At 74.7% G+C, this 9,559-nt stretch carries 8 protein-coding genes; 1 reads left to right on the plus strand and 7 read right to left on the minus strand.

The features are described 5' to 3' along the window. Nucleotides 1-136 precede the first annotated feature (136 nt). From IEZ01_RS21435 to IEZ01_RS21450, 4 genes are all read right to left on the minus strand, one after another. The gene (locus tag IEZ01_RS21435) at nucleotides 137-436 is read right to left on the minus strand and encodes a TFIIB-type zinc ribbon-containing protein (RefSeq protein ID WP_078513253.1); all 300 of its coding nucleotides are present in this window, start codon (nucleotides 434-436) and stop codon (nucleotides 137-139) included. A 39-nt stretch (nucleotides 437-475) separates the two neighbouring features. Continuing rightward, the gene (locus IEZ01_RS21440; protein ID WP_189203239.1) at nucleotides 476-1,465 is read right to left on the minus strand and encodes a phosphotransferase family protein; all 990 of its coding nucleotides are present in this window, start codon (nucleotides 1,463-1,465) and stop codon (nucleotides 476-478) included. Between the two features lie 735 nt (nucleotides 1,466-2,200). After that, nucleotides 2,201-2,368, minus strand: coding sequence for a hypothetical protein (locus IEZ01_RS21445; protein ID WP_019884890.1), 168 nt, complete (start codon nucleotides 2,366-2,368; stop codon nucleotides 2,201-2,203). A gap of 215 nt (nucleotides 2,369-2,583) precedes the next feature. Continuing rightward, complete coding sequence (locus tag IEZ01_RS21450; protein ID WP_019884891.1) at nucleotides 2,584-2,826, minus strand: DUF8836 family protein; 243 nt, start codon at nucleotides 2,824-2,826, stop codon at nucleotides 2,584-2,586. A 260-nt stretch (nucleotides 2,827-3,086) separates the two neighbouring features. Between IEZ01_RS21450 and IEZ01_RS21455 the strand changes: the two genes are divergently transcribed. Further along, nucleotides 3,087-4,295 (plus strand): serine/threonine-protein kinase, encoded by a 1,209-nt coding sequence (locus IEZ01_RS21455; protein WP_028797324.1) that lies wholly within the window; start codon nucleotides 3,087-3,089, stop codon nucleotides 4,293-4,295. Nucleotides 4,296-4,331: 36 nt separating this feature from the next. Here IEZ01_RS21455 and IEZ01_RS21460 read toward each other — a convergent pair whose 3' ends face one another. The 3 genes from IEZ01_RS21460 to cobT form a co-directional block, all read right to left on the minus strand. Further along, nucleotides 4,332-5,150, minus strand: coding sequence for a TrmH family RNA methyltransferase (locus IEZ01_RS21460; RefSeq protein WP_019884894.1), 819 nt, complete (start codon nucleotides 5,148-5,150; stop codon nucleotides 4,332-4,334). Between the two features lie 60 nt (nucleotides 5,151-5,210). Next, nucleotides 5,211-6,497, minus strand: coding sequence for a uroporphyrinogen-III C-methyltransferase (gene cobA, locus IEZ01_RS21465; RefSeq protein ID WP_019884896.1), 1,287 nt, complete (start codon nucleotides 6,495-6,497; stop codon nucleotides 5,211-5,213). 373 nt (nucleotides 6,498-6,870) lie between these two features. Next, on the minus strand, nucleotides 6,871-9,559 hold a 2,689-nt coding region (gene cobT / locus IEZ01_RS21470; RefSeq protein ID WP_229833119.1), incomplete at its 5' end, for a nicotinate-nucleotide--dimethylbenzimidazole phosphoribosyltransferase.

Consider the following 9,559-nt stretch of genomic DNA (forward strand, 5'->3'; position numbering starts at 1 on the left):
GCTGGAAGCCCCCGGCCGCATCTCGCGGACGGGGGCTTTCTGGTGTTCCGGGGGTTGCAGGTCCGGGATTGCTGGGCGGGCGGGGGCCCGGCGGCCTTGGGCAGCCGGGCCCGTACGCGGGCTCAGGAGGAGAGACTCAGGAGGAGAAGAGCATCCGGCCGAATCCGCGCTGGCGGTAGTGACCGCCGCCGTGGTGGCCGTGGCCGTGCTGCGGGGCACCCCAGGCGGGGGCGGCGGGCGCCGCCGGGTAGGCCTGCGGGGCCGGCGGCGCGGGCGGCGCGGGCGGGGCCTGCTGGGCCCACTGGGACTCCAGGCGGGTCAGGGCCTCCAGCTCACCGTAGTCCAGGAAGATGCCCCGGCAGCCACTGCACTGCTCGATCTGGACGCCGTTGCGGTTGTACGTGTGCATCGCTGCGTGGCACTTGGGACACTGCATGCTCGGCTCAACTCCCTGCCGTTGTGATGATGGCTTCCTCTACGAGGACGCCGGGGCGTCCAACTCGGTTCGGAGCGACGCGATTCGGGCGCACGTGTCGATCATCACGTGCTCGACGTCGTCCGGGGTGCGGCCCTCGGCGGCCGACTTGGCGAAGGCCAGGGCGGCGGTCTGGACGGTCAGGGCGCGGGCCGGAACGTCGAGTCGCGGCCAGGGATCGCCGTCCGCCGGGACCGCCGGGCCGCCGGCCGCGCGGTACGCGTCGAGGAAACGGGCCCAGATCGCGGACGGCAGCAGACCCGCGGCGAACCAGGCGGCGGGCCTGGCCAGGTCCCAGGCGGGGTCGCCGAGACCGAGGTCGTCGACGTCGATGAGGAGCCAGGGGCCGTCGGGGGCGGGGTGGCGGACGAGCTGGCCGAGGTGGAGATCGCCGTGGCAGAGAGCGGTCGGCCGCCCCTCGGGGGCGGGGGCCTCACCGCGGGCCCAGGGCGGCAGGGCCCGCCAGGCGGCTTCGACGGCGTCCGTACCGGGCCGCTCCCCCACCGCCCGCATCCGGGCGACGGCGAGCGTGACCTTGGCCGGGCCCCGCATGCCCGGCAGGGGCCCCGGCAGCGCGACGGGCGTCACCTGATGGAGCCGGGCGAGCAGCCGGGCGGTCTCCTCCCAAGGGGCGGCATCCGGGTCACGCGGGTCCACGGGAACGCCGTACGGCCAGGCTGTGACGGGACGGCCTTCCGGCGTCGCCGGTGTGGCGTCCGCCGGGAGGGGCGGCAGCAGGATCCCGTCCAGCAGCGGGTGCGCGGCGACACCGATCCGCAGCCGGTGCTCCTGCTCGTCCGTCCCGGCGGCATGCGCCTTCGCCACGGCGCCCCCATGCCGCACGACGGTCCCGTCGACCCGGTCGGCGAGCACACCCCCGAGCCCGGCCGCCCCTCCACAGGCCGGGCACGCCCCCGGGGGCGCGGTCCGGTGGGCGGCGCGGCGGGCGATGTCATGGAGAGCCCGGAGAAGGGGCGGATCGCAGTGCACGGCTCAGAGCCTATGGGTGTCGCGTAGATCAGGCCGGATACGGCCGACCAGTGGGCGGGGTCCGGCGCCGCGCATCGCCGGGCGGGCGGAGGAAGGAGCGCGTGGGGCGCCGGTGCCTGGCGGCAGCGCTGCGAAGTGCGGGTTCAGGGCCCGCGCCCGGCGGCTCAGGCGCGCCTGGGGGCGGGCCCCGACTCCGCTCTTCCCGCGAGGCGGTGTAGCGGGCGTACGTCCGCAGATGAGACAGCGAGGCCCGGGCAGCCCTGGCAGGGGTGTCGCGGCCTGCGTTCGCTGGTCGAAAAGTGGGCCCGGGGCCAGCCCCGGTCCCCGGACAGAGCCGATGCCGCGCGCCCCGCGTCCGCGTGGGGAAATTCGCCGGTCGCGGGCGGCTCCCGCCCAGGCGGGCACGGGGCCCCCGCGCGGGAATAGGGCTCGCCCCCGGGCTCCCGCCCCGGCAGGGGCAGCGCCGCAGCCCGGCCGCCGTAGGCCCGGGGCAACCCCCGGGTTCTCCGCCCCCGGCGGGCACGCTGCCGTAGCCGTGCGTCCACCGGTGGAAAAGCGGGGTTCCGGGCAGCCCCCGGCCGGGCATGGTGCCGCGTACGCGTCCGGAAAGCGCGATGGCCGGTCAGCTCCCCAGCTGACCGGCCAAACGCTGCCGTCCGCCGCACCCCCGTCCCCACGGGGTTGTTGGCCGGATGTCCTTGACCCGGGCCGCTCTCCCAGGTCCCGGGGCGCCGCTCAGCGCCCCAGCATCACGCCCACGGACGACGCCTGTGTGACCACCGCTTCCCAGCCGCCGAAGGCGAACACGAGCAGGGCCGCGAGAGGGAGGACCATGGCCGTGGCCACCAGCGGGTGGCGGCGGCCCTGTGGGCGGGGCATCGTGCGGGCTGCCGTGTTCGCCATGGTTCCTCTCCTGTCATGTCTGGCAGCGGCGGGTGTCTGACCTCGGGGGACGAGTGCTCCACCCGCCGCTTGACTTCAACAGTAGGGACCGGGCCGCTCCCGGGCGTCATGCCCGCGTACCTACTTGCGGGCCTCCCGGAGGATGAGTCACCCCTGTTCGGCGTACTCCCCAGGGTGGAGAGGGGGGCCCAGAGGTGGGGGACTTCCCCGAGGGGTCAGGCCGCGCCGTCCGCCGCGGCGTCGTCCCTGGGGACCGGCTGTTCGACGAGCGCCAGTACCCGGTTCGCCATGAAGCGGGCCGTCCGCACCACACTTCCGTTCCGGGTGACTTCGCTCACTTCCACCACCCCTCTGCGCACCGCCGTCTCCACCCGGCGGCCCGCCCTGCTGGCCACCACCTCGTACGTCCGAGTCGTGTCACCCGCGTCCACGACTATCTCCACGCGGTCACCCTTCATCGAGCCAATCCCCCTTCCGCGACGGATCATTGAGAAATCACACGCGGCAAGGAGCCGTGTGTCCACGGCTTCCTGACCACCCCTCAAGTTTCCCACCCAGCACTGACAATCGATCGGTCCAGGAGGGCGCGGCCTATGAGCACACCGGGGCGGGGGTACGTAAGCTGTGCCACGTCAAACGGATAAACGCGGCTGCGGGGTGGGGCCTCCCCACGGACGGTCAGGGGTGGGGCCTCCCCACCGACAGGTAGGGGACGAACATGGCGATGATGCGGCTCCGGCGCGAGGATCCGCGGACCGTCGGCTCGTTCAGGCTGCACCGGCGCCTCGGCGCCGGCGGGATGGGGGTCGTGTACCTCGGCTCCGACCGGCGCGGTCAGCGTGTGGCGCTGAAGGTGATCCGGCCCGATCTCGCCGAGGACCAGGAGTTCCGGTCGCGGTTCGCCCGTGAGGTGTCCGCCGCGCGGCGGATCCGGGGCGGCTGCACGGCCCGGCTGGTCGCCGCCGATCTTGAGGCCGACCGCCCCTGGTTCGCCACCCAGTACGTCCCCGGCCCCTCCCTGCACGACCGGGTCGCCGACGAGGGCCCGCTGCGGGCCGCCGACGTCGCCGCGATCGGGGCGGCCCTCTCCGAGGGCCTGGTGGCCGTCCATGAGGCCGGGGTCGTCCACCGCGACCTGAAGCCGTCGAACATCCTGCTCTCCCCCAAGGGCCCCCGGATCATCGACTTCGGCATCGCCTGGGCGACCGGCGCCAGCACACTCACCCATGTGGGGACCGCCGTCGGATCGCCCGGCTTCCTCGCGCCCGAGCAGGTGCGCGGCGCCGCGGTCACCCCGGCGACGGACGTGTTCTCGCTCGGCGCCACCCTCGCGTACGCGGCCATGGCGGACTCCCCCTTCGGGCACGGCAGTTCGGAGGTCATGCTCTACCGCGTGGTGCACGAGGAGCCGCAACTGCACGGCGTGCCGGACGCGCTGGCGCCGCTGCTGAGCGCCTGTCTCGCCAAGGATCCCGAGGACCGGCCCAGCACCCTGCAACTGTCCATGCGGCTCAAGGAGATCGCGGCGCGCGAGGCGCAGGGGCTGCCGGAGGCCAGGCCGCCGGCGCAGCGGGAGCGGATCGAGCAGGAGCGGCCGACGGACCGCTTCACCGAGCGGTACACGGAGCGCGCCACCACTCAGGGGGGTACGCAGGGGCGTACGCAGGGGCCGTCCTCGCGCCCGTCCGGTCCGCGCACCGGCGGTTCGCGTCCGCAGGGGGCGCAGGCGCCCCGTACCACCGGCGCGCGCACCGGTGGGGCGCGTACCGGTGGCGGGCGGCCGCCCGCCAGGACGGGGGCCCGGACCACCTCCACCGGCCGCAGGCCGGCCAACCCGCGTCTGCTGCGGCAGCGGCTCTTCGTCTTCGTCGTGGTGACGCTGGTCGTGGCCCTCGGGATCGCGGCGGCGCAGGCCCTGCAGGGCTGACCGGCCCCGGCGGGGGCCGGTCTGGGCCGCCGGGCGTCAGTCCTGGGGGCGGCCCGTCGCCACCGCGTAGAACGCCACGGCAGCCGCGGCACCCACGTTGAGCGAGTCCACGCCGTGCGCCATCGGGATACGAACCCACTCGTCGGCCGCCATCAGCGCCTTGGTGGACAGTCCGTCGCCCTCCGCGCCGAGCATCAGCGCGACCCGCTCCAAGCGGTGCGGGGCCGCCTCGTCGATCGAGGAGGCCTTCTCGTCAGGAGTCAGGGCGAGCAGCTTGAACCCGGCCTGCCGTACCGCCTCCAGGCCCCTCGGCCAGGTCTCCAGACGCGCGTACGGCACGGAGAAGACCGCGCCCATCGACACCTTCACCGAGCGCCGGTAGAGCGGGTCGGCGCAGTCCGGCGAGAGCAGCACGGCGTCCATACCGAGCGCGGCGGCGCTGCGGAAGATCGCGCCGATGTTGGTGTGGTCGTTGACGGACTCCATGACGACGACCCGGCGGGCCGTGGTCAGCAGCTCGCCGGCGCCGGGCAGCGGCTTGCGCTGCATGGACGCGAGCGCGCCACGGTGCACGTGGTAGCCGGTGACGCGCTCGGCGAGGTCCGGGTGCACCGCGTAGACCGGTGCCGGGACCTCGTCGATGACGTCACGCATCACGTCGACCCACTTCGCGGACAGCAGCATCGACCGCATCTCGTAGCCGGCCTGCTTGGCCCGCCGGATCACCTTCTCGCCCTCGGCGATGAACAGGCCCTCCGCCGGCTCGCGCTTACGGCGCAGCTCGACGTCGGTCAGACCCGTGTAATCGCGCAGGCGCGGGTCGTCGGGGTCTTCGATGGTGATGAGATCAGCCACAGGGTGATACTGCCTTGTCCGGGGTGTGGTGCCAATGTGTGCCGCTGAGCTTGCCGCGGACTACTCGGTAGCCGCGTGCTCGGTGGTCGCGTGCTCGGTGGTCGCCGCCAGCTTGTCCGGGCCCTCCGTGACGACGTCACCGATGACGATGACCGCCGGCGGCCGTACGTCCTCGGTCCGGACCGTCTCCGCGACCGTCGCCAGCGTCGCGTCGACACGGCGCTGGGTGGCCGTCGTGCCTTCCTGGACCAGGGCCAGGGGCGTGCCGGGGGCCTTTCCGTGGGCGATCAGCGCCTCGGCGATCTTGCCGATCTTGTCGACGCCCATGAGGATCACGAGGGTGCCGGTGAGCTTCGCGAGCGACGCCCAGTCGACCAGCGAGCGCGGGTCGTCCGGCGCGACATGGCCACTGACCACGGTGAACTCATGGGCGACGCCGCGGTGGGTGACCGGGATCCCCGCCGCGCCAGGCACGCTGATGGAGCTGGAGATGCCGGGCACGACAGTGCAGGCGATCCCGGCCGCCGCGAGCGCCTGGGCCTCCTCCATGCCGCGCCCGAAGACGAACGGGTCGCCGCCCTTGAGCCGGACCACCGACTTGCCCGACTTGGCGTGCTCGATCAGCGCGTTGTTGATGGCCTCCTGGGCCATGAAACGGCCGTACGGGATCTTCGCGGCGTCGATGACCTCGACGTGCGGCGGGAGTTCGCTCAGCAGGTCGCGCGGGCCCAGCCGGTCGGCGATCACCACGTCCGCCTCGGCGAGCAGCCGGCGGCCGCGGACGGTGATCAGGTCCGGGTCGCCGGGGCCGCCGCCGACCAGGGCGACGAAGGGCGTACGGGAACGGTGCTGCGGCGCCGCGATCGAACCGTCGCGCAGACCCTCCACGATGGCGTCCCGTACGGCGGCCGAACGGCGGGGGTCGCGGCCGGTCAGCACGGCGACCGTGACGCCCTCGCTGCGGCCGGTGGCCGGCGTCCAGGCGGTGGCCGCCTCGGCGTCGTCGGAGCGTACGCACCAGGTCCGGGTCCGCTCGGCCTCGGCTGAGGCGGCCGCGTTGGCGGCGGGGTCGCTGGTGGAGATCAGCGCGTACCAGGTGTCGGCGAGGTCGCCGTCCTCGTAGCGGCGCTTCAGCCAGGTGATCTCGCCGGCCTCCGCCATGGCCTCCACGGACGGGGTCGCGGACGGGGAGACGAGCGTGACCTCGGCGCCGGCCGCGACGAGGGCGGGGAGGCGGCGCTGGGCGACCTGGCCGCCGCCGAGGACGACGACGCGGCGGCCGGAGAGGCGCAGACCGACGGGGTAGGCGGGGTGCTCGACGTTCTGCTCGACGTGCTGCTCGGCCATGGCGGTGCGGCTCCTCGGAGGGGGCGTAGCGTGTGCGGGGCCGCTGCGGCGGTGAAGCGGCTGGTGAGAGGGGTTGCGGGGATGGCGGGCCCCGGCGACCACGATAGCGCTGCGGGTGCGGGTGGCCCCTTTGGGGCGGCGCCGCGGGGTGAGCCCGGACCAGGTGGTTGCCGTTGGGGGCCGCTCCGGGGCTCGGGGCCGGGACTGCATGTTTTACGGCGCGTGCGACCCGGACCGCGAGGTTGCCCGGCGTCATGCGCCACAAAACACGCTCTACGTCCCGGCCCCGACCCCTGCGCGGCCCCTCTCGGAGTCACCCGGGTGTCGGTGGGTGCGGACTCCGTAAGGCGACGGTCCCGGCGCGGACGGCCGCCTACTTCTCCGTGACGCCCGCCGAGTCGAACGTCGCGACCTCGTGCATCGCGCGCGCCGCGCTCTGGACGATCGGGAGCGCCAGCAGCGCGCCCGTTCCCTCGCCCAGGCGCAGGTCGAGGTCGACCATGGGGCGCAGGCCCAGCTTGTTGAGGGCGGCGACGTGGCCCGGCTCCGCGCTGCGGTGGCCGGCGATGCACGCGGCGAGGGCCTCCGGGGCGATCGCGCGGGCGACCAGGGCCGCCGCGCCCGTGGAGACTCCGTCCAGGACGACCGGCGTCCGCAGGGACGCGCCGCCGAGGATGAGGCCGACGAGGGCCGCGTGCTCCAGGCCGCCGACCGCGGAGAGGACACCGATCGGGTCCGCCGGGTCCGGCTTGTGGAGGTCGAGGGCGCGGCGGACGACATCGACCTTGCGGGCGTGCATCTCGTCGTTGATGCCGGTGCCGCGGCCGGTGACCTCCGCCGGGTCGACCCCGGTGTAGACGGAGATGAGGGCCGCGGACGCCGTGGTGTTGGCGATGCCCATCTCGCCGGTGAGCAGCGCCTTGTTCCCGGCGGCGACGAGGTCGCGGGCGGTCTCGATGCCCACCTCGATCGCGGCGAGGACCTCTTCGCGGGTCATGGCGAGCCCGGTGGTGAAGTCGCCCGTACCGGGGCGGACCTTGCGCGGCAGGAGCCCCGGGGTGGCCGGCAGGTCGGAGGCGACGCCGACGTCGATGACGCAGACCTCGGCGCCGACCTGGGCGGCGAAGGCGTTGCAGACCGCGCCGCCGCCGAGGAAGTTGGCCACCATCTGGCCGGTGACCTCCTGGGGCCAGGCGGTGACGCCCTGGGCGTGCACGCCGTGGTCGCCGGCGAAGATCGCGACGGCCGCGGGCTCCGGGATCGGCGGGGGGCACATCCGGGAGAGGCCGGACAGCTGCGCGGAGATGATCTCCAGCATGCCGAGCGCGCCGGCGGGCTTCGTCATCCGCTTCTGACGCTCCCACGCCTCGCCGAGCGCCTTCGCGTCCAGGGGACGGATGTTGGTGACGGTCTCCTGGAGCAGGTCGTGCGGCTCCTCGCCGGGCAGGGCGCGGCGGCCGTACGTCTCCTCGTGGACGACCCAGGAGAGCGGGCGGCGCTTGGACCAGCCCGCCTGCATCAGCTCGGGCTCCTCGGGGAACTCGTCGACGTAGCCGACGCAGAGGTAGGCCACGACCTCCAGGTGCTCCGGCAGGCCGAGCGCGCGGACCATCTCGCGCTCGTCGAAGAAGCTGACCCAGCCGACGCCGAGGCCTTCGGCGCGGGCGGCGAGCCAGAGGTTCTCGACGGCGAGAGCCGAGGAGTACGGGGCCATCTGCGGCTGGGTGTGCCGGCCGAGGGTGTGACGGCCGCCGCGGGTGGGGTCGGCGGTGACGACGATGTTGACCGGGGTGTCGAGGATGGCCTCGATCTTCAGTTCCTTGAACTGCTTGGCCCGGCCCTTGGGGAGCGACTTCGCGTACGCCTCGCGCTGGCGGGTGGCGAGCTCGTGCATCGTCCGGCGGGTCTCGGCGGAGCGGATGACGACGAAGTCCCAGGGCTGGGAGTGGCCGACGCTGGGCGCGGTGTGCGCGGCCTCCAGGACGCGCAGCAGCACCTCGTGCGGGATGGGGTCGCTGCGGAAGCCGTTGCGGATGTCGCGGCGTTCGCGCATCACCCGCAGGACGGCCTCGCGCTCGGCGTCGTCGTAGCCGGGCGCCGGGGCTCCGGTCGGCTCGGCCGGCTCGGAGGCGTCAGCCGCAAGGGGCTGCTCCTCCTCGGCGGTCTCGGCCGGCTGCTCCGCCTGCTCGGGCTGGGGCGCCTCGGCGGGCGCGGCCGGGGTCTCCTCGGCGACGGCCGGCGGCTGCTCGGCCGGGACGTCGTCGGGGACGACGGGGATCTCCTCGGCCGCGATCTCCTCGGGCGCCTGCGGCGCCGGGGCCTCTACGGCTTCGGCAGGCTCGGCGGCCTGGGGTGCCGGGACGGTGTCGGGGCCGGGGGTGTCCTGCTCCGGCTGGGGTGCCTCAGCGGCGACAGGCTCGACGGCGGCCTCGGGCTCGGGCTGCGGCTCCGTCCCACGCGGCGCGGGGACGACGGCGGGCGCGGGCGCCTCCGGGGCCTCCTCTGCCACCACGACGGGCTCGGGGGCCGGTACGGGCTCTGCCTGCGCCACAGGCGCCTCGGCCACCGGCGCCTCGGCGGCCTCCGGGGCCTCGGGTACTCCGGGTGCCTCGGGGGCGGTGGCCTCGGTCACCGGGGTCGGCGCGAGGTGCGGGGTCGTCGGGACGGACCCCTCCACCTGGACAAACGTGGCCTCGGGGACCTCGGGAGCCACGGGGGCCTGCGGGACGACCGTTTCTGCTGGGGCAGGCGCAGGCACCTGGGGTCCCTGCGGTTCCAGTGCCTGGTGGGGCTCCGGAGCCTGCTGCGGCTCGGGCGCCTGGTGGGCTTCCTGGGCCTGGAGCGGCTCGGGCGCCTGCTGCGGCTGCTGCGGCTCGGGCGCCTGGTGGGCTTCCTGGGCCTGGAGCGGCTCGGGCGCCTGCTGCGGCTCGCGGGCTCCCTGAGGCTGCTGCGGCTCGGGCGCCTGCTGCGGCTGCTGCGGCTGCTGCGGCTCGGGCGCCTGCTGCGGCTCGGGGGCTCCCTGAGGCTGGTGCGCTTCCTGCGACTGCTGGGGCTGGTGTGAC

Source organism: Streptomyces purpureus (genome assembly GCF_014648195.1).
Classification (GTDB): domain Bacteria; phylum Actinomycetota; class Actinomycetes; order Streptomycetales; family Streptomycetaceae; genus Streptomyces; species Streptomyces purpureus.

Bases quoted from the DNA above. Each gene is read 5' to 3' on its own strand.
- IEZ01_RS21435 (WP_078513253.1), bottom strand. From the start codon at position 436: ATGCAGTGTCCCAAGTGCCACGCAGCGATGCACACGTACAACCGCAAC.
- IEZ01_RS21445 (WP_019884890.1), bottom strand. From the start codon at position 2,368: ATGGCGAACACGGCAGCCCGCACGATGCCCCGCCCACAGGGCCGCCGC.
- IEZ01_RS21450 (WP_019884891.1), bottom strand. From the start codon at position 2,826: ATGAAGGGTGACCGCGTGGAGATAGTCGTGGACGCGGGTGACACGACT.
- IEZ01_RS21455 (WP_028797324.1), top strand. From the start codon at position 3,087: ATGGCGATGATGCGGCTCCGGCGCGAGGATCCGCGGACCGTCGGCTCG.
- cobA (WP_019884896.1), bottom strand. From the start codon at position 6,497: ATGGCCGAGCAGCACGTCGAGCAGAACGTCGAGCACCCCGCCTACCCC.